Origin of the sequence: Streptomyces sp. MA5143a (assembly GCF_900290235.1) — a bacterium.
In the GTDB taxonomy this organism is placed as follows: domain Bacteria; phylum Actinomycetota; class Actinomycetes; order Streptomycetales; family Streptomycetaceae; genus Streptomyces.
The window spans coordinates 103,887-121,246 of the sequence record NZ_OLMK01000046.1; the positions used below are offsets into that span (position 1 = coordinate 103,887).

The following is a 17,360-nucleotide window of genomic DNA, read 5'->3' on the forward strand; positions in this document are numbered from 1 at the left end:
CCCCGCAGCTCAACGGCCGAAACTCGCCAGCTTGGCCCGCAGCTGGAGCACCGACTTCGTGTGGATCTGGCTCACCCGGCTCTCGGTCACCCCGAGCACATTGCCGATCTCGGCGAGTGTGAGCCCCTCGTAGTAGTACAGCGTGACAACGGTCTTCTCCCGCTCGGGCAGCGTGTTGATGGCCCGTGCCAGAAACCTCCGCAGCTCCCGGTCCTCCGCCACCTCCACCGGGTTGTCCGCGGCGGTGTCCTCCAGCGTGTCCATCAGGCTCAGCCGGTCACCGCCTTCACCCCCGACGTGCAGCAGCTCCTCCAGGGCCACCACGTTGGCCAGCGACAACTGGCTGAAGACGGAGTGGAGTTCGTCGACCGGGATACCCATCTCGGCGGCGACCTCCCCCTCGGACGGGGTGCGTCTGAGGCGGGACTCCAGGGTGGCGTAGGCCCGCTCCACATTGCGCGCCTTCTGCCGCACGGAGCGCGGGATCCAGTCCAGAGCTCGCAGTTCGTCGATCATCGCGCCCCGGATCCGGGTGATCGCATACGTCTCGAACTTGATCTCCCGATCGATGTCGAACTTCTCGATCGCGTCGATGAGCCCGAAGACCCCGGAGGAGACGAAGTCCGCCTGCTCGACGTTGGCCGGCAGGCCGACGCTCACCCGGCCCGCGACGTACTTCACCAGGGGTGAGTAGTGGAGGATCAGTTGCTCGCGCAGTCGTTCGTCGTTCGTCGTCTTGTACGTCCGCCACAGCTCGTCGAGTGTCGAGGGGGCGGGCGGGCGCACGGTGCCGCGAGCGGCGGACGGTACCGCCGCCCGGTCAGACCCGGAGGTGTGCTGGGGCATTCGTCGCCTTGTGCCGTTCTGCCGTGAACTGGGGGGTGCCTGGGTGAGCTGTCGGTCTGATGTCGAGATGCCTGTCTGAGTCGGAATCCTCGTGAGCGTAGCGTGACTGGGGAGTCGCAGTGCGCGAAGGCCGAGGGATCACCCGCGCGCAGATACGTTCCGCTGGGAGCCCCCCGAGGTCACGCCAGTCGCACTGTGTGACGGAGGCGCCGGGCCCAACTACCGGAAACCGCAAGGCTGTCGGCGTTCCCCCGGACGGCCGAACACGCACGGTCAACTTGGCCTCCGATCCGAAGAAACGGAGATCATCGCCTGGCGTGTCAACTTCCAGGTGTCGCCGTGTCGTTCGACGTAACCAAGTGCGCGGAGTTCGTACAGTCTCCCGACCGCGTCGTCCACGGTCGTCCCGGCGCCCCTGGCCACCGCGTCGACGGCCGCCGCGCCCCGCCCCGGCAGCGCGGCCAGGACCTGTCGCGCACCGGGTTCGAGCAGGTCACGCGGGAGGACCGGGCCCCGCTTGGCGGGCGCCAGCTCGCCCATGTCGCCGACCAGCTCGACGATCTCCGCGGCGTCCGACACGAGCACGGCGTCGCCGCGCAGCAGCTCGTGCACCCCCGCCGACAGGGCCGAGGTCGCCGGTCCGGGCACACCCATCGTGAACCGCCCCAGCCGCTGCGCGGCCCGCGCGGTGACCAGGGCGCCGCTGCGGTGGGCCGCCTCGACGACCACGGTGCCTCTGGTGAGGGCGGCGATGACCCTGTTCCGCAGGATGAAGCGACTCTGGGTGGGATGCTCGCCCGGCGGCAGCTCCCCCACCACGAGCCCCTGTTCGGCGATCCTGTTGATCAGTTGGGCATGGCCCCGTGGATACGGCCGGTCCACCCCGCAGGCCAGCACGGCGACGGTGGCCCCGCCGACCCCGAGCACGCCCCGGTGGGCCGCACCGTCGACGCCGTAGGCGCCGCCGGACACCACCACCCAGCCGCGCTCGGCCAGCCCCGCCCCCAGTACGGCCGCCATGTGCGCCCCGTACTCCGTGCAGGCCCTGGCCCCGACGACGGCCACGGACCGCAGGGCCCACATCCGGACATGGGCCGCCCCCCGCACCCAGAGCCCGACCGGCCTCCCGTCCCCCAGATCATCCAGCTGCCCGGGCCACTCCACGTCCCCCGGCACCAGGAATCTGACGCCGGCCGCCCGGGCCTGTGCGAGGTCTTCCTCCGGGTCGGCGCGCGCGGCGCGGGACCGCAGCCCCGCCCACCGCTTCTCCGACGCGCCCGGCAGCGGCCCACCTCCCTCGGAAAGCCGCCGCGCGGTCTCCGCCGCCCCCAGCTCCCGTAGCCATCGCCCGGCGAGCTCGTCCCCGGGTTCGACGACGCGGGCGAGGAAGGCCCGATCGACCCGCTCGGCGTCCGAGGCGCCGCCGCCGGTCATGGCCCACCCACCCGCGCGTCGCGGTGCTCCGGCCTCATACCAGGGCTCCGATCGCCATGGGCACTCCCCGCGGAACGCCGGTGCGCAGTTGCAGAGCCAGATTGACGTCCACCGCATCGGGACGCTCGTGGCCTACGAGGTCCGCGATCGTCCAGGCGACCCGCAGAACCCGGTCCAGTCCCCGCGCCGTCAGGATGCCCCTCTCCAGGCTCCGCTCTGCCTCGTCCATGGCGCCTGGCGCCGCATGCCACCTGCTGCGCAGCTCCCGCCCGGGGATCTCGCTGTTCGTGCGCCACGGCGTGCCGGCCAGTCGCAGCGCGGCGCGTTCCCTGGCCGCACGCACCCGGGCTGCCACCGTCGCCGTGGATTCGCCTCGGGCGCCTCGCTGGGTGAGCTCGGACCGGGTGACCCGGTCGATCTCGACACGCAGATCGACCCGGTCCAGCAGCGGCCCGGACAACCGGGCCTGATACCGCCGAATCGAGGCCGACGGGCACTCGCACAGGTCGTCGGTCCGGGAGAAACGCCCGCACGGGCACGGATTGGCGGCAAGCACCATGAGGAACTTCGCGGGGAACCGGACGACCCCGGCACTGCGCGCGATCACGACGTGGCCCGCCTCCAAGGGCTGGCGCAGGGCGTCCAGTGCCTGGCTGCTGAACTCGGGAGTCTCATCGAGGAAGAGCACCCCGCGGTGGGCCAACGACACCGCGCCGGGCCGGGCGATGCCCTGGCCTCCCCCGACGAGGGCCTGCATCGTCGCCGAGTGGTGCGGCGCGCAATAGGGCGCCGTATCGACCAGTGGCTTTCCCGCCGGAAGCAGCCCGGCGATCGAGTGGACGGCCGTGACCTCCAAGGACTCCTCCCGGCCCAGTTCCGGCAGGATGGCCGGCAGCCGCTCCGCGAGCATCGTCTTCCCCGCGCCCGGTGGGCCTTCGAGGAAGAGGTGGTGTCCCCCCGCCGCCGCCACCTCGACCGCGGTCCGCGCCGCGAGCTGCCCGACGACATCGGCCAGATCGTGGCCCTGGTCCTGCGGGGCGGCGCCCGTGGTGTGCATACCGGTGGCGGCGCCCGTGCCCGGCATGCGCAGCCCCGCCAGCAGGGGATCCGGACGTCCCTCGTCGGGCTCCTCGTCCGGCACGGGCTCATCGGCGAGCACGGCGATCAGTTGCCGCAAGGTGCGAACGCCCAGCACCGACACCCCGGGCACCAGGGACGCCTCCGCGGCGGAGCACTCCGGCACGACCACTTGTTCGTACCCGGCCTCTGCGGCCGCCAGGACAGCGGGCAGGATGCCCCGCACCGGGCGGACCCTCCCGTCGAGTCCCAGCTCACCGATCATCACGATGTCGGAGAGCACCCGTGGATCGATCCGCTCGGAGGCACCCAGGACCGCACTGGCGACCGCCAGGTCGAAGCCGCTGCCGGCCTTGGGCACCGACGCGGGACTGAGTCCCACCGTCAGCTTCTTCTGGGGCCACTCGGCGCCGGAATTCACCACCGCCGCCCTGACCCGGTCCTTGCTCTCCGTCAGGCTCTTGTCCGGTAGGCCCACCAGCGTGAAGGCCGCCACGCCCGGTTCCAGGTCCGCCTGGACCTCGACGACGACGCCCTCCACGCCCACGAGGGCCACGGAGCAGGTGCGGGCGAATCCCATCAGGCCACCCCCCGCACGTGTTCCACGACGGGTGCCCCGCGGTGGGGCAGGACGACTCCCACGACGTCGACGCGGACGCCGCCCGGTGGGGCCCCTCCGTGTTCCTGGAGCCAGCGTTCGGCCAGGCCGCGCAGGCGTTCCGCCTTGGTGGGCGTGACGGCTGCCATCGGGTGTTCGAAGGGGCCGGCCCTCCGGGTCTTTACCTCGCAGACGACCAGCGCGTCGCCGTCCTTGGCCACGATGTCGATCTCGCCGGTCCTGCCGCAGCGCCAGTTGCGCTCCAGAACCGTCATCCCGGCCTCGGCCAGCCGCCGTGCGGCCAGCTCCTCGCCGTACCTGCCGAGTGCTCCTCGTGCGTTGCCCATGTCGGCACCACCTCCGGCGCCAACACTGAGGGCATCCCCGCCCGCTATTGGATCTTGGTGGAAAAGCCGACGATTGTGGACAACCTTGTCACCCACACGGATGACGACAGCACTCGCCGCACAGCGACACCCGGCCCCGACACCCGCTTCGGCCCAGACGTCCCCCGGACGTCGACCCCGGCCTCAGCTGCCCGGCAGCTCCAGATCGCTCTTGTTGAGCTCCTCGATGTTCACGTCCTTGAACGTGAGCACCCGCACCTGCTTCACGAACCGGGCCGGGCGGTACATGTCCCACACCCAGGCGTCCGCCATGGAGACCTCGAAGAACACCTCGCCCTGCACCGAGTGCACCTGCATCTCGTAGTCGTTGGTGAGGTAGAAGCGCCGCTCGGTCTCGATCACGTATTTGAACAGACCGACGACATCGCGGTACTCCCGGTAGAGCTTCAGCTCCATCTCGGTCTCGTACTTCTCGAGGTCCTCGGCGCTCATGGCATGTTCCCCTTCAGCCGTGCGATCCCACCATTGTGCGCCAGCCCCGCACGCCTCTAGACAATTTCGGTCTCGAGGACCACGGGCTGGGCCGGGGGACCCTCGTCGAGCAGCGTGCGCAGCAGTTCGGCGAGTCTGGTCGGGTACACAGTCTCATGCGTGCGGGTGAGTTCCCCGCACGTCCACCAGCGTGCTCCCGCGACGGTGCGCCGTTCCAGCTCGGTCAGGCCCGCCGCACCGGGCAGCGGCTGGTGTGCGACGGCCGTACGGGCCAGGAAGTACCACTCGTCCTGGTCCCAGCGGCGCCCGGCGAAGGGGAAGGAGCACCTCCGCCGCCAGAGGACCTGGCCCAGCTCGGCGTCCGTGATCCCGGTCTCCTCGGCGAGTTCCCGCAGCGCGGCCTCCTCCAGGGTCTCGGCTCCCTCGACGCCGCCGCCGGGAGTGAACCACCAGTCGTCCTTCGGCTCGTCCGGTTCATGCCCGTGCAGCAGGAGGATCCGGTCCAGAGGATCCAGCAGGATCACCCGGGCCACCTTGCGCAGCCCGCCCTCGTACGTGTCCTCGGCCGCGCCCCCGGCAGCCCGGTCGTCACCGCCGTACGGGCTGTACGAGGCCCCGTACGAGGACACCGGCGGCTGCGCGTTCGGCGGCTTCGACGACCCACCGCAGGACGGCTCACGCGACGGCTCAGCCGACACGGGCGGGCTCCGTCGGCGTGCGGTCGCGACCGCCGAGCCGCTTGGCCACGGGGCCGTAGGCAGCGCCGCCCAGGACGAGCAGCATGCCCACGACCAGCGCGGCGGTGATCAGCCGCAGCGGGCCGGGAGAGGACAGCGCGCCCAGCTTCTCGAAGCCCGTGGGGCGGGCCAGCATGCCGTCCATCGGCCAGACGACGGCGTCCACGCGCGCGTCGACGTTGCCCCGCGGCACCGTGCCCTGGCCGGCCTCGGCGAGGTGGGCGGTGGAGTCCAGGGAGCCGCTGCGTTCGTCACCGAGGAGGAAGAGGCGACCCTTGGGGACGGTGATCTCGGGGATGCCGGTCAGCTCGGCGTCCTGGCCCTTCGGCAGATACCCCTCGTCGATCTTCTTGCCGTTGACGGTCAGCTTGCCGTCGGTGCAGCAGGCGACCGTGTCCCCGCCGACCGCGACGACCCGCTTGACCATGGGCGAGTTGCCCCAGGCCTCCTCCCGAAAGACCACGACGTCACCGCGCTGGATGTCGGCGCCGTCGACCCGTTGGGCCAGGATGCGGTCGCCGGAGGTGATGGTGGGCGACATGGAGTCGGTCGGCACCGTGTAGGGCTGGTAGACGACGGCGCCCCACAGGAAGCCGCCGAGGAAGAGCACACAGCCGAGGGCCACGGCCAGCCCCGACAGCTTGCTGCCGAGCCGTCCGCGGCCCTCGTCCGTACGGCCTGTCGTCCCGCTCATCCCAGTGCTCCCCCAGTTCGGAGATTCGATCGCCCGGGCGCCGTGCGGAGCCACGGGTGATCGGCGATCTGGGACGGCACCCTACCCGGCGGTACCCGTGCCAGAAACCCTCGGGCTCTGGGTCGCGAGGAGACGGCGCCGGCGCCACAGCACCAGCGGAACCGCGCCCGCGAGACCGAGCGCGCCGGGCGCGGCGGCGCTCAGGTTCTGGTCGAAGGTGTCGGGAATCGGCAGCGTGGACCAGCGGGTGGGCGGCCAGGCGACCACGATGGCGCGGCCGACGACACTGTCCACCGGGACCATGCCCTTGTTCTTGTCGTTCTGGTGGTAACGGGAGTCCAGCGAGTTCTGCCGGTGGTCACCCATGACCCAGATTTTGCCCTCGGGTACCTTCACCTTGAACTGGCCGCCGGTGTCGTCGACGGTGCAGGGGGTGTTGCCCGGGTACACATACGGCTCGTTCAGCGCCTTGCCGTTGACCTTCAAGGGGCCCGTGCCCTTGCACTCCACGGTGTCACCGGCGACGCCGACGACCCGCTTGATGAGGTCCTTCTCCTCCGCGGACGGCATCAGGCCGATCCAGCCGAGGACCCGCTGCACGGGGTTGGGCTCCAGGGTGGGCTCGCCCTTGAGCCAGCCGGCCGGGTCGTGGAAGACGACGACCTCGCCGCGCTCCGGCTCGGAACCGAACCAGGGGGTGAGCTTGTCGACCAGGACCCGGTCGCCCTCCTGGAGGGTGTTCTGCATCGAGTCCGACGGGATGGAGAACGCCTGGACCAGGAAGGTCTTGATCAGCAGCGCGAGGACCAGCGCGATCCCGATGAGGATCGGCAGTTCCTTCCAGAAGGAGCGCTGCTTCTTCTTGGGCGTACGGTTCTGCTCACCGTCGTCCGTCGAGGTCCGGGTGTCTTCCCCGCCGTTCGCCCCGTCCGGGTGGTCACTCCCGTCGGACACGGAACCCTCGGAACCCACGGCGTTCTCCGCGGCCGGGGAAGCCGCCTCGTCGGACTGCTCGGGCCGCTCCTCGGAACCACCGTGTCCGGACCGTGCGCCGACCGCCAAATCCCCCACATCCACTCCTCACGCCGTACCGCCGCCCGCGCCACATCCGGTGCAGGCCCACCACTCCCATAACGAGCGGGAGTTCCGCAGGGGTCGGGAGGGGGATCAATCCGTTTCGATCCGCGGGGGCCACCCTATGCGAAGCGCCGAGGGCGATGGGCGACCCGCTCGGCACGGCGGAGAACGTGTCAGGCTCCTCCAACTGCCCCCAGTGGCCGACCGGCCAGGCGATGACCACGGCTCTGCCGACCACGGAGTCCATGGGGACCGTACCGCTGAACTGGGCCGTCTTCGAGTCGTCCGCCTGGTGGGCGCGTGAATCGGCCGAATTCTCGCGGTGGTCACCCATGACCCAGAGCCGTCCCTGGGGCACGGTGACCTGGAACTCCTGCGTGGAGGGCTTGTTGCCCGGGTGGACGTAGGCCGTCTCGTCCAGGGGCATGCCGTTGACGGTGACGCGGCCCTGGAGGTCGCAGCACTTGACGGTGTCGCCGCCGACCGCGACGACCCGCTTGATCAAATCCTTCTCGTCGTCGGACGGAAGCAGTCCGATGAACTGCAGACCCTCCTTGATCTGCTTGATGACGATGGGGTCCTCGGTCGTGGCCGTGGTCTGCTCGTCCTCCAGCCAGCCGCCGGGGTCCTTGAAGACGACGACGTCGCCCCGGACCGGCTTCGAACCGAACCACGGGGTGAGCTTGTCGACCAGGACGCGGTCGCCGATCTGGATCGTCTGCTCCATGGAGCCCGACGGGATCACGAACGCCTGGACGAGAAAGGTCTTCAGGACCAGCGCTATCAGGACGGCGACACCGACGAGGAGCGGGATCTCCTTGACCGCCGAGCGGCGCCTGCGCCGTTTGATCTTGCGGGCGAGCTTGCGCCGCTCGACCCGGCTCGGCCGGGCGGCACCGCCGGCTCGCCGGGTGCCGGTGGGCAGCAGATTCTCGGACGGGGCGCTGGCGGCACCGCGGGGCCTGCCACGGTTACCCATGCGCACCGCCGGCGGCGGGCACGCGCGCGTAGGCGTCGGGACGGTGCAGACGCGTCCAGTGGTCCGCGGGCCAGGCGATCCAGTCGGCCCGGCCGATCACGGCGTCGAGGGGGATCATGCCGCCACCCGGGGAGCCCAGGTGGTCGCGGGAGTCGCTGGAGTCGCCGCGGTGGTCGCCCAGGAGGAACAGGCGCCCCTCGGGTACGACCACGTCGAAGGGCACGCTCGACGGGCTGTCCCCCGGGTACAGAAACGACGACTCGTCGACCGACCGGCCGTTCACCTCAAGCCTCCCCTCCTGGTCGCAGCAGACCACCCGATCTCCCCCCACGCCGACAACGCGCTTGACGTAGTCGGCGTTCCCGAAGTAGCCGGTGCCGTCGAAGACGACGACGTCACCTCGCCGCGGCTCAGAACCGAAACGGTACGCCAACTTATTTACGAGAACGCGGTCCCCGATCCTCAATGAACGCTCCATGGAGCTGCTGGGAATCTGGAACGGCTGCATCACGAAGGTGTTGAAGAGCGTCAGAAAGAGCAGGCAGATCAGTACGGCAAGGGTGTATCGCCCACCCGGAACGGACTCGGCGGCGCGGTCCGCCCATGCGAAACGCGACCGCCCCTCAGGCCGCTCCGTGTCCGAGGTCTCCTCGGAACCGGCCGGGACTGATGACGTCCCGGCTTCGGAAGGGCGGGGGGAGCGGTCGCGCTCCGTGTACTGCTGTGCCTCGTTGTCCATCGGGGCCAGATGGTATCCGGCCCCTCTGTGACACGTGGGCGCGCGCTCAGTTCTCGCGCTTCTCCTTGATCTTCGCCGCCTTGCCGCGCAGCTCGCGCAGGTAGTACAGCTTGGCGCGACGGACGTCACCGCGGGTGACGAGCTCGATCTTCTCGACGATCGGGGTGTGCACCGGGAAGGTGCGCTCGACGCCGACGGAGAACGAGACCTTGCGGACCGTGAAGGTCTCGCGGACACCGGCGCCCTGGCGGCGGATCACAACGCCCTTGAACTGCTGCACACGGGAGCGGTTGCCCTCGATGACGCGGACGTGGACGTTGACGGTGTCACCCGGGCGGAAGGCCGGGATGTCGCTGCGCAGCGACGCGGAGTCGACGGAGTCGAGCAGGTGAGACATTGCGTCTGCTTTCTTCGCCCATGCCACAGGTCATAGGCGGGAGCTAGGTTTTCCAAGAGGATGCTGTCCGTGTCGGGGCGGGCGTCGTGTCCCCCTGTGGCAGGGGCGCGCGCCGGACGACGCACAACAGCGGCCTATTCTTCCACGCCCTCCAGCCGACGCCAAAATCGGCCGTGGGGCTCGCCCTCGGGGTCGGGGGCCCAGCCCAGGATGGAGAGCATCTCCCGGTCCTTCTTGTCGAAGGCCTTGGGGTCGCAACGCTCGATGAGGTCGGGCCGGTTGGCCGTCGTGCGCCTCAGGGCCTCGTCCCGGCGCCAGCGCGCGATCTTGCCGTGGTGGCCGCTGAGCAGCACCTCGGGGATGTCCCGGCCGCGCCACTCGGGCGGCTTCGTGTAGACCGGCCCCTCCAGGAGGTTGGCCATGGCGCCGGGCGCGAAGGAGTCGTCCTGGTGGGACTCGGCGTTGCCGAGGACCCCGGGCAGCAGACGGGCCACGGCCTCCGTGATGACGAGGACGGCCGCCTCGCCGCCGGCGAGCACGTAGTCGCCGATGGACACCTCGTACACGGGCATCCGGGTGGCGTACTCGTCGATGACACGGCGGTCGATGCCCTCGTAGCGGGCCGGGGTGAAGACCAGCCAGGGCCGCTCGGAGAGTTCGACGGCCAGGGTCTGGGTGAAGGGGCGGCCGCTCGGGGTGGGGACGATGAGGGCGGGCCGGCGGGCGCCGGTCTCGTAGCCGTCGGCGAGTGCGGAGTCCAGCGCGTCGCCCCAGGGTTCGGTCTTCATGACCATGCCGGGGCCGCCGCCGTACGGCGTGTCGTCGACGGTGTTGTGCCGGTCGTACGTCCAGGAGCGCAGATCATGCACGTGCACATTCAGCTGTCCACGCGCGCGTGCCTTCCCGACGAGGGAGACGTTCAGCGGGTCGAGGTACTCGGGGAAGATCGTGACGACGTCGAGCCGCATCAGGCCTCGTCCCGTGACGACGCGATCTCCGCGCGGTCGTCGATCAGTCCGGCCGGCGGGTCGATGACCGCGCGCTGCTCCTCCAGGTCGATCTCGGTGACGATCTCCTCGACGAAGGGGATCATCACCTCGCTGCCGTCGGGTCGCTCGACGATGAAGAGGTCCTGGGACGGCAGGTGCGAGATCTCGGTGATCCGGCCGACCTCGATCCCGTCCTTGGTGACCACGTCGAGGTCGATCAGCTGGTGGTCGTAGTACTCGTCCTCTTCCTCGGGGAGTTCCTCCGGGTCCACCTCGGCGATCAACAGGGTGTTGCGCAGCGCCTCCGCGGCGTTGCGGTCCTTCACGCCCTCGAAGCGCAGCAGGAGGCGGCCGCTGTGCACCCGCCCGGTCTCGATGGTGAGGGGCCCCGTCGAGGCGGGGTCGGTGGCCAGTACGGCGCCGGGCGCGAGCCTCAGCTCCGGCTCGTCGGTACGTACTTCGACGGTGACCTCGCCCTTGATGCCGTGGGCGCGGCCGATCCGTGCGACTACCAGCTGCACTGTGCTTGATCTCCTGTCATCGGACGGTCCGGACGACCGTACGACGTCGGGCCGGGGACGGCTCGATGGCCTTCCCCGGCCCGAGCCGGTGCTGCGAATTGCGTCAGCGGACGTGATCCACGTCGACGAGGTCGACACGGACTCCGCGGCCGCCGATGGCACCCACGACGGTGCGCAGGGCGCGGGCGGTACGGCCGTTGCGGCCGATCACCTTGCCGAGGTCATCGGGGTGGACCCGGACCTCGAGGACGCGCCCGCGACGCAGGTTGCGCGAGGCGACCTGTACGTCGTCGGGGTAGTCGACGATGCCCTTGACGAGGTGCTCGAGAGCCTCCTCGAGCATGCTCAGGCCTCGGTCGACTCAGACGAAGACGACTCGGCCGCGGCCTCGTCCTTCTTCTCAGCCTTCTTCTTCTGGGTGATCGCCTCACCCTTGCCCTCGTCGTCGCCGCCCAGGGCCTCGAACGACGGGCGGGAGGACTTCGGCTGAGCCACGAGGAGCGGCGCCGGAGCGGGCTCGCCCTTGAACTTCTGCCAGTCGCCGGTCTTCTTCAGGATGGCGAGCACGGGCTCGGTCGGCTGCGCGCCGACACCCAGCCAGTAGGCGACGCGGTCCGCGTCGACCTCGATGACCGAGGGGTTGTACGTCGGGTGGTACTTGCCGATCTCCTCGATCGCACGACCGTCACGACGGGTACGGGAGTCGGCGACGACGATGCGGTAGTGAGGCGAACGGATCTTGCCCAGACGCTTCAGCTTGATCTTGACTGCCACGGGAGTGGGTTCTCCTGGATTTGACGTGGTTGGGCACGGCGAGAATGCCGCGTGGGGTTGCGGTACCCGAGTGCCCGATGGACGCGTCAGCCGGAGGAGAGAGGGGTCCTGTGCGACTGTCGAGTACAGCTAGCCATTGTGCCACACCCCACGGGTCCCGCTTGCCGCGAGGGGGCGCGTGCGGCCATGCCGGAGCGGCACCCCGCGCCAGGGGTGCGTCGCGCTCACCGGCGCGTGGAGGATGCCGCCGGGACGGCACCCTCCACACCCGACTCGACGTGAGGCCCGTTGTACGACTCGACGTACGACTCACTGGTACGGCCGCCACGAGCAGCCGTCTGTTCAGTTCGTCGTCGCGTCACGCCGCGCCCACGACCTCCGGGATCCGGAAGGGCTTCCCGCAGCCGCCGCAGACGATGGGGGCCTGGGCGAGTACGGAGGGGACGACCCGGACGTTGCGTCCGCAGTCGCAGACCGCCTTGACCCGGACGCCTCCACCGGAGGAGCCGTGGCGGGCGGCCGGGCCCCGGAAGCTGCGGGCCGTGTCGGCGGAGGTGGCCGCCGTGTGGGCCTTCAGGGCGCGTTGCAGTCTCTCGATGGTCGGGCGGTAGCGACGCTTCGCCTCGGGGTTGAGGGTGACCAGCGAGAAGCCGCTGCTGGGATGCGGTTCCTCGGGGTGGTCGAGACCCAGTTCCTCGGCGATCGCGAGGAATCTCCGGTTGTGGTAGCGGCCGGCGCGGGAGGTGTCGCGGACCCCGCGGGCGGCGGCGATGCCGTGGACTGCCTCATGGAGCAGTCGCTCGAAGGAGAGTTCGTGCCCGCATGCGGACGACGACTCCCCGATCAGGGACTCGGGGGCGGCAAGATCCGGCAGCTCGGGGTGGTACCGCTGAATGTCGGCCCACGCCTGCGCCAGCTCTGCGGCGAGAACGGGTGGTGTCTGTGTCGTGCTCACGTAATGACAACGAGCCTGAGTGCCCCTGTGTTCCGATTCCGGGGCATCCCAAATAATTTGCACGTACCCGTCAGTTGCCGCTAGTGCGTCCCGACGAGGGCGGGTGCGCTGATCTGCGGAGAAGCCTCGCAGCTCCATACAAGGCGGTACGTAGTAACACGTAGCCCCGGCGCGTAGACAAGGTCCGCGCGCCGGGGCACCTGTGGTCGTCAGATGCGCAAGGGGCGTTTCGGTCGCTCTCGCGACGGAACGGATCGCTCTAGTAAGCGCGCGCCACAACCGCGACGTTACCGGGTGCGTCGTAGGAGTCGGGCACCGACCCGTCCTCGGCGACCAGACACCGTACGCTCGCGGCGTGCTCCGCGAGCTCGGCCTCGCCCTTCTCGCCGAGCACGGCCCAGGGGATGCGCGCCCAGCCGCCCGCGCCGGCCGCCTCGACGGCCTCGCCGAGCGTCGACACCTCGGTCGTACGGGACTCCCGGCGCTCGCGCGACTGCCGCAGGAGAAGCGCCTGGTCCTCCTCGAGGATCGTGGGCAGCAGCCCCACGAGGGAGTCGATCGCCACCGCTTCCTTGCCGCCGGGGATGCGGCGGGCGAGCATCGCGGTGCCGCTCTCCAGGTCGCGGGGGCCGACCTCGACACGGACGGGGACGCCCTTCAGCTCCCAGTCGACGGCGCGGCGGCCGAACGGGACGTCCGTGCGGTCGTCCACGTGGACGCGTACGCCCGCGGCCTTCAGCCGGTCGCCGATCTCGCGGACCTTGGCCAGAACCGCGTCGTCGCCCTTGATCGCGAGGACGACGGCCTGGATGTGGGCGAGGCGCGGCGGCACCCGCAGGCCGTTGTCGTCGCCGTGCATCATCACCAGGGCGCCGATCATGCGGGTGGTGGAGCCCCAGGAGGTCTGCCAGACGAGTTCCTGCCTGCCCTCCTTCGACAGGTACTGGGTGGTGAAGGCCTTGGCGAAGTTCTGGCCCAACTCATGGCTGGTGGCCATCTGGAGGGCCTTGCCGTCGCCCATCATGCCTTCGAGGGTCAGGGTGTTGACGGCACCCGCGAAGCGCTCCTTGACGGTCTTGCGGCCGGGGACGACGTCCATCGCGAGGACGTTCACCATGAAGTCCTCGTAGACCTCCCGATGGATGTGCGCGGCGAAGTCGCGCGCCTCCTCGTACGTCGCGTGCGCCGTGTGTCCCTCCTGCCAGAGGAATTCGCTGGTGCGCAGGAACAGTCGGGGGCGCAGTTCCCAACGGACCACGTTGGCCCATTGGTTGATCAGCAGGGGCAGGTCGCGGTAGCTCTGGATCCACTTCGAGAAGTAGTCGTTGATGATCATCTCGGAGGTGGGGCGGACCACCGCGGGCTCCTCGAGCTCCTTGCCGCCGCCGTGCGTCACCACCGCCAGTTCGGGCGCGAAGCCCTCGACGTGCTCGGCCTCCCTGGTCAGGTACGACTGCGGGATCAGGAGGGGGAAGTACGCGTTCTGCGTGCCCGTCTCCTTGATCCGGGCGTCCATCTCCTGCTGCATCCGCTCCCAGATCCCGTACCCGTACGGTCGGATGACCATGGTGCCGCGCACCGGGCCGTTGTCGGCCAGTTCCGCCTTGGCGATCAGGTCCTGGTACCAGCGCGGGAAGTCGTCCGCCCGGGGGGTGAGAACGGGTGCTTTAGCCATGTCGCGATCGTACGGGCCCACGTTGCGGGGATGTGAATTCTTTTATCCACGCGTAGACAGTCTGCAAACCGGTGTCCGCTACCCCTGGACGGCACGCCAGGTGCGGAGTTATCTGGCATACGGGGGGAGTGCGAGCGCACTGTCACGGGGGCCCTGAAAACGGGCACAGAGACGACTCTCGGCGGATTGGGGCGCTTTCGATATGACACCTACGCTCGTGCGGCAGCAACTGCCTCGCCCGGGGACCGCACCCCGTGTGGACCAGTGTGCACGCGCGCGTGACTGGGCCGAGATCCAGGAACGGATGCTGGTCCCGCTCTACGAGGCGGTCTACCGCCGGCTCGATGTGGGCACCCGCACCCGGCTGCTGGGCCTCGGCTGCGGGTCGGGGCTCGCACTGCTCATGGCGGCGTCGCGGGGCGCCGCGGTCACCGGTGTGGACGGGTCGTCGCCCGAGAGAACCGCTCTCGCGCGGGAGCGGCTGCTGCCGGAGGGATGGGGCGCACGCGCGCGTGCCGACGCCCGCGTCGTGGAGGGTGCTCCCGAGGACGCGGCCCGGGTCCCGGGTTCTCCCCCGTACGACGTGGTGACCGCCTTCGAGCCGATCGGCTGTCTGGCCGGGGACTCCGAGGGCCTGGGCGAGCTGCTCGCCCGCGCGACCCCGCTCGCCGGGCGGGGCACCCCCGTGGTCCTCGCGGGATGGGGTCCCCCCGAGCGCTGCGCCACGTCCACGGTGCTCCGCGTCGCCACCAAGCTCGCCGATCCCCTGCGCGGCACGGGCGGCTGGCGCCTGGCGCTGCGGGACGACCTGGAGGAGGTGGCCCAGCGGGCCGGCCTCAGGCCGGACGGCTCCGGGCGCGTGGCCTGCCCCTTCGGGTACGCGAACGTGGACAACGCGGTGCGGGGGCTGCTGTCGACGGGGCTGTTCGACGCGGCGATCGCGGCCACGGACCCGGTCCAGGTGAACAAGGAACTGACCGAGGCCCTGCACCCGTACCGCCGCCAGGACGGCACGGTGTGGATGCCGAACGTGTTCCGGTATCTGATCGCGCGGACGCCCTGAGAGGCGCGGACGGCCCCGGCATGGGTGCGCTGAGAAGGTCTTCGACACTTTCGGCCGATGCGCGTGTGAATGGTGTGGAGAAAGCGGGACGGGGTGCCTCTCACTTCGCGAAGTGGAGCACCATCCTCATAGCCTGACGCATCGTCCGGCCGAAACACGCACTCGGATGCCGACAACCACGAAGGTGCCGTCCACGCACGGTACGGGCGCCGCGCGCCAGGCCACACCCCCCGGCCGACCGCGCGGCGCCGCCGCCACACCTGACACGCCACTGGGGGCGCCCTCCGCTCGGAGGGCGCCCCCAGTGGCGTCTGCGCGCCCGGGACCGTACACGGCCGCGAACGCGGCCGGAGCCATCGAACGCGGGCGACCGTCAGCCCATGAACTTCTTGAACTCGTCCGGCAGTTCGAAGTCCTGGCCGGCCTGCTGGCCCGGCAGTCCGAAGGCACCGCCCGCGGCGCCGCCCTGGGCTGCGGCCGCCCGGCGGGCCGCCTCCTCCTGCTCCTGCTGCTTGCGCTTCATCGGGTTGCCGGAGCGCTGCTTGCCCTTGGCCTGCTTGGGCTGCTTCTTGGACCGGCCGGGGCCACCACCCATGCCGGGGATGCCCGGCATCCCGGGCATGCCACCGCCCTGGGCCATGCGGGACATCATCTTGCGGGCCTCGAAGAACCGCTCGACCAGGTTCTTCACCGCGCTGACCTCGACACCGGAACCCTTGGCGATGCGGGCCCGGCGGGAACCGTTGATGATCGTCGGGTCCTGGCGCTCGCCCGGGGTCATCGACTTGATGATCGCGGCGGTGCGGTCGACGTCGCGCTCGTCGATGCTGTTGATCTGGTCCTTGATCTGACCCATGCCGGGCAGCATGCCGAGCAGCTTGCTGATGCTGCCCATCTTCCTGACCTGCTCCATCTGGGCCAGGAAGTCGTCGAGGGTGAAGTCCTGACCCTTCTTGGACGCCAGCTTGGAGGCCATCTTGGCGGCCTCTTCCTGGCTGAAGGTCTTCTCCGCCTGCTCGATCAGAGTGAGCAGGTCACCCATGTCGAGGATGCGGGAGGCCATCCGGTCCGGGTGGAACTGGTCGAATTCGTCGAGCTTCTCGCCGTTCGACGCGAACATGATCGGCTTGCCGGTGACCTGGCGGATCGACAGGGCGGCACCACCGCGGGCGTCACCGTCGAGCTTGGAGAGCACCACGCCGTCGAAGCCGACGCCGTCGCGGAAGGCCTCCGCGGTGTTGACCGCGTCCTGACCGATCATCGCGTCGACGACGAAGAGGATCTCGTCCGGGGAGACGGCGTCCCTGATGTCCGCCGCCTGCTGCATCATCTCCTGGTCGATGCCCAGACGACCGGCGGTGTCGACGACCACGATGTCGTGGACCTTCGACTTCGCGAACTCGATGGAGTCCTTGGCGACCTTGACCGGGTCGCCCACGCCGTTGCCCGGCTCGGGGGCGTAGACCGCCACACCCGCGCGCTCGGCGACGACGCTCAGCTGGTTCACCGCGTTCGGCCGCTGGAGGTCACAGGCGACCAGCAGCGGGGAGTGGCCCTGCTCCTTCAGCCACCGGCCGAGCTTGCCCGCGAGGGTCGTCTTACCGGCACCCTGGAGACCCGCGAGCATGATCACGGTCGGCGGGTTCTTGGCGAAGCGGAGGCGGCGGGTCTCGCCACCGAGGATCCCGACCAGCTCCTCGTTGACGATCTTGAGGACCTGCTGGGCGGGGTTGAGCGCCTTGGAGACCTCGGCGCCGAGCGCCCGCTCCTTGACGTTCTTGATGAAGCCCCGGACGACCGGCAGCGCCACGTCCGCCTCGAGGAGCGCGATGCGGATCTCGCGTGCCGTGGCGTCGATGTCCGCCTCGGAGAGGCGCCCCTTGCCGCGCAGGTTCTTGAAAGTCGCTGAGAGGCGATCGGAGAGCGTATCGAACACGGCGGTGTCGGTCCTCGGAGTCGGGGGCAG

19 protein-coding genes are annotated in these 17,360 nt (G+C 70.1%); 1 reads left to right on the forward strand and 18 read right to left on the reverse strand.

Translation table 11 applies throughout. The features are described 5' to 3' along the window. Nucleotides 1-9: 9 nt before the first annotated feature. The 17 genes from whiG to proS form a co-directional block, all read right to left on the reverse strand. Nucleotides 10-846 carry an RNA polymerase sigma factor WhiG gene (whiG, locus tag SMA5143A_RS21615; RefSeq protein WP_055541821.1) on the reverse strand — a complete coding sequence of 279 codons (837 nt, stop codon included), beginning with the start codon at nucleotides 844-846 and terminating at the stop codon, nucleotides 10-12. A 273-nt stretch (nucleotides 847-1,119) separates the two neighbouring features. Further along, nucleotides 1,120-2,280 carry a DNA-processing protein DprA gene (gene dprA, locus SMA5143A_RS21620; RefSeq protein WP_107464547.1) on the reverse strand — a complete coding sequence of 387 codons (1,161 nt, stop codon included), beginning with the start codon at nucleotides 2,278-2,280 and terminating at the stop codon, nucleotides 1,120-1,122. Nucleotides 2,281-2,314: 34 nt separating this feature from the next. Continuing rightward, on the reverse strand, nucleotides 2,315-3,937 hold the full coding sequence (locus SMA5143A_RS21625) for a YifB family Mg chelatase-like AAA ATPase (RefSeq protein WP_107464548.1): 1,623 nt from the start codon (nucleotides 3,935-3,937) through the stop codon (nucleotides 2,315-2,317). Continuing rightward, on the reverse strand, nucleotides 3,937-4,302 hold the full coding sequence (locus SMA5143A_RS21630) for a YraN family protein (RefSeq protein ID WP_107464549.1): 366 nt from the start codon (nucleotides 4,300-4,302) through the stop codon (nucleotides 3,937-3,939). The genes SMA5143A_RS21625 and SMA5143A_RS21630 overlap by 1 nt, the downstream gene beginning before the upstream one ends. Before the next feature lie 183 nt (nucleotides 4,303-4,485). Then, a complete protein-coding gene (locus tag SMA5143A_RS21635) occupies nucleotides 4,486-4,794 on the reverse strand; it encodes a DUF2469 domain-containing protein (RefSeq protein WP_005311352.1) in 309 nt (102 codons plus the stop codon). A 56-nt stretch (nucleotides 4,795-4,850) separates the two neighbouring features. Further along, nucleotides 4,851-5,423, reverse strand: coding sequence for an NUDIX hydrolase (locus SMA5143A_RS21640; protein ID WP_107464550.1), 573 nt, complete (start codon nucleotides 5,421-5,423; stop codon nucleotides 4,851-4,853). A 58-nt stretch (nucleotides 5,424-5,481) separates the two neighbouring features. Beyond that, a complete protein-coding gene (gene lepB / locus SMA5143A_RS21645; protein ID WP_107464551.1) occupies nucleotides 5,482-6,225 on the reverse strand; it encodes a signal peptidase I in 744 nt (247 codons plus the stop codon). 81 nt (nucleotides 6,226-6,306) lie between these two features. Further along, nucleotides 6,307-7,197: a signal peptidase I gene (gene lepB / locus SMA5143A_RS21650; RefSeq protein ID WP_258193659.1), complete on the reverse strand. Its 891-nt coding sequence runs from the start codon at nucleotides 7,195-7,197 to the stop codon at nucleotides 6,307-6,309. Next, complete coding sequence (gene lepB / locus SMA5143A_RS21655) at nucleotides 7,163-8,281, reverse strand: signal peptidase I (RefSeq protein ID WP_258193660.1); 1,119 nt, start codon at nucleotides 8,279-8,281, stop codon at nucleotides 7,163-7,165. Before lepB (SMA5143A_RS21655) ends, lepB (SMA5143A_RS21650) begins: the two co-directional genes overlap by 35 nt. After that, nucleotides 8,274-9,020: a signal peptidase I gene (lepB, locus tag SMA5143A_RS21660; RefSeq protein ID WP_107464553.1), complete on the reverse strand. Its 747-nt coding sequence runs from the start codon at nucleotides 9,018-9,020 to the stop codon at nucleotides 8,274-8,276. The genes lepB (SMA5143A_RS21655) and lepB (SMA5143A_RS21660) overlap by 8 nt, the downstream gene beginning before the upstream one ends. A gap of 46 nt (nucleotides 9,021-9,066) precedes the next feature. After that, nucleotides 9,067-9,417 (reverse strand): 50S ribosomal protein L19, encoded by a 351-nt coding sequence (gene rplS, locus SMA5143A_RS21665; RefSeq protein WP_053848457.1) that lies wholly within the window; start codon nucleotides 9,415-9,417, stop codon nucleotides 9,067-9,069. 134 nt (nucleotides 9,418-9,551) lie between these two features. Then, entirely contained in the window at nucleotides 9,552-10,385 is an 834-nt protein-coding gene (trmD, locus tag SMA5143A_RS21670) for a tRNA (guanosine(37)-N1)-methyltransferase TrmD (protein ID WP_107464554.1), read from the reverse strand. Continuing rightward, a complete protein-coding gene (rimM, locus tag SMA5143A_RS21675) occupies nucleotides 10,385-10,927 on the reverse strand; it encodes a ribosome maturation factor RimM (protein ID WP_055541812.1) in 543 nt (180 codons plus the stop codon). The genes trmD and rimM overlap by 1 nt, the downstream gene beginning before the upstream one ends. 103 nt (nucleotides 10,928-11,030) lie before the next feature. After that, nucleotides 11,031-11,270 carry an RNA-binding protein gene (locus tag SMA5143A_RS21680; RefSeq protein WP_033526925.1) on the reverse strand — a complete coding sequence of 80 codons (240 nt, stop codon included), beginning with the start codon at nucleotides 11,268-11,270 and terminating at the stop codon, nucleotides 11,031-11,033. Nucleotides 11,271-11,272: 2 nt separating this feature from the next. Next, nucleotides 11,273-11,701 carry a 30S ribosomal protein S16 gene (gene rpsP / locus SMA5143A_RS21685; protein WP_099970733.1) on the reverse strand — a complete coding sequence of 143 codons (429 nt, stop codon included), beginning with the start codon at nucleotides 11,699-11,701 and terminating at the stop codon, nucleotides 11,273-11,275. 358 nt (nucleotides 11,702-12,059) lie between these two features. Next, complete coding sequence (locus tag SMA5143A_RS21690) at nucleotides 12,060-12,656, reverse strand: hypothetical protein (protein WP_055517136.1); 597 nt, start codon at nucleotides 12,654-12,656, stop codon at nucleotides 12,060-12,062. Nucleotides 12,657-12,915: 259 nt separating this feature from the next. Beyond that, nucleotides 12,916-14,331, reverse strand: coding sequence for a proline--tRNA ligase (proS, locus tag SMA5143A_RS21695; RefSeq protein WP_107464555.1), 1,416 nt, complete (start codon nucleotides 14,329-14,331; stop codon nucleotides 12,916-12,918). A gap of 202 nt (nucleotides 14,332-14,533) precedes the next feature. Between proS and SMA5143A_RS21700 the strand changes: the two genes are divergently transcribed. After that, entirely contained in the window at nucleotides 14,534-15,394 is an 861-nt protein-coding gene (locus SMA5143A_RS21700; RefSeq protein ID WP_181361962.1) for an SAM-dependent methyltransferase, read from the forward strand. A gap of 373 nt (nucleotides 15,395-15,767) precedes the next feature. Here SMA5143A_RS21700 and ffh read toward each other — a convergent pair whose 3' ends face one another. Then, nucleotides 15,768-17,330 carry a signal recognition particle protein gene (ffh, locus tag SMA5143A_RS21705; RefSeq protein ID WP_107464556.1) on the reverse strand — a complete coding sequence of 521 codons (1,563 nt, stop codon included), beginning with the start codon at nucleotides 17,328-17,330 and terminating at the stop codon, nucleotides 15,768-15,770. Between the last annotated feature and the right edge of the window lie 30 nt (nucleotides 17,331-17,360).

What these genes read in the sequence shown, in the direction of transcription:
- whiG (WP_055541821.1), bottom strand. Translation starts at nt 846, where the DNA reads ATGCCCCAGCACACCTCCGGGTCTGACCGGGCGGCGGTACCGTCCGCC.
- dprA (WP_107464547.1), bottom strand. Translation starts at nt 2,280, where the DNA reads ATGACCGGCGGCGGCGCCTCGGACGCCGAGCGGGTCGATCGGGCCTTC.
- SMA5143A_RS21625 (WP_107464548.1), bottom strand. Translation starts at nt 3,937, where the DNA reads ATGGGATTCGCCCGCACCTGCTCCGTGGCCCTCGTGGGCGTGGAGGGC.
- SMA5143A_RS21630 (WP_107464549.1), bottom strand. Translation starts at nt 4,302, where the DNA reads ATGGGCAACGCACGAGGAGCACTCGGCAGGTACGGCGAGGAGCTGGCC.
- SMA5143A_RS21635 (WP_005311352.1), bottom strand. Translation starts at nt 4,794, where the DNA reads ATGAGCGCCGAGGACCTCGAGAAGTACGAGACCGAGATGGAGCTGAAG.
- lepB (WP_107464551.1), bottom strand. Translation starts at nt 6,225, where the DNA reads ATGAGCGGGACGACAGGCCGTACGGACGAGGGCCGCGGACGGCTCGGC.
- lepB (WP_258193660.1), bottom strand. Translation starts at nt 8,281, where the DNA reads ATGGGTAACCGTGGCAGGCCCCGCGGTGCCGCCAGCGCCCCGTCCGAG.
- lepB (WP_107464553.1), bottom strand. Translation starts at nt 9,020, where the DNA reads ATGGACAACGAGGCACAGCAGTACACGGAGCGCGACCGCTCCCCCCGC.
- rplS (WP_053848457.1), bottom strand. Translation starts at nt 9,417, where the DNA reads ATGTCTCACCTGCTCGACTCCGTCGACTCCGCGTCGCTGCGCAGCGAC.
- trmD (WP_107464554.1), bottom strand. Translation starts at nt 10,385, where the DNA reads ATGCGGCTCGACGTCGTCACGATCTTCCCCGAGTACCTCGACCCGCTG.
- SMA5143A_RS21680 (WP_033526925.1), bottom strand. Translation starts at nt 11,270, where the DNA reads ATGCTCGAGGAGGCTCTCGAGCACCTCGTCAAGGGCATCGTCGACTAC.
- proS (WP_107464555.1), bottom strand. Translation starts at nt 14,331, where the DNA reads ATGGCTAAAGCACCCGTTCTCACCCCCCGGGCGGACGACTTCCCGCGC.
- SMA5143A_RS21700 (WP_181361962.1), top strand. Translation starts at nt 14,534, where the DNA reads ATGACACCTACGCTCGTGCGGCAGCAACTGCCTCGCCCGGGGACCGCA.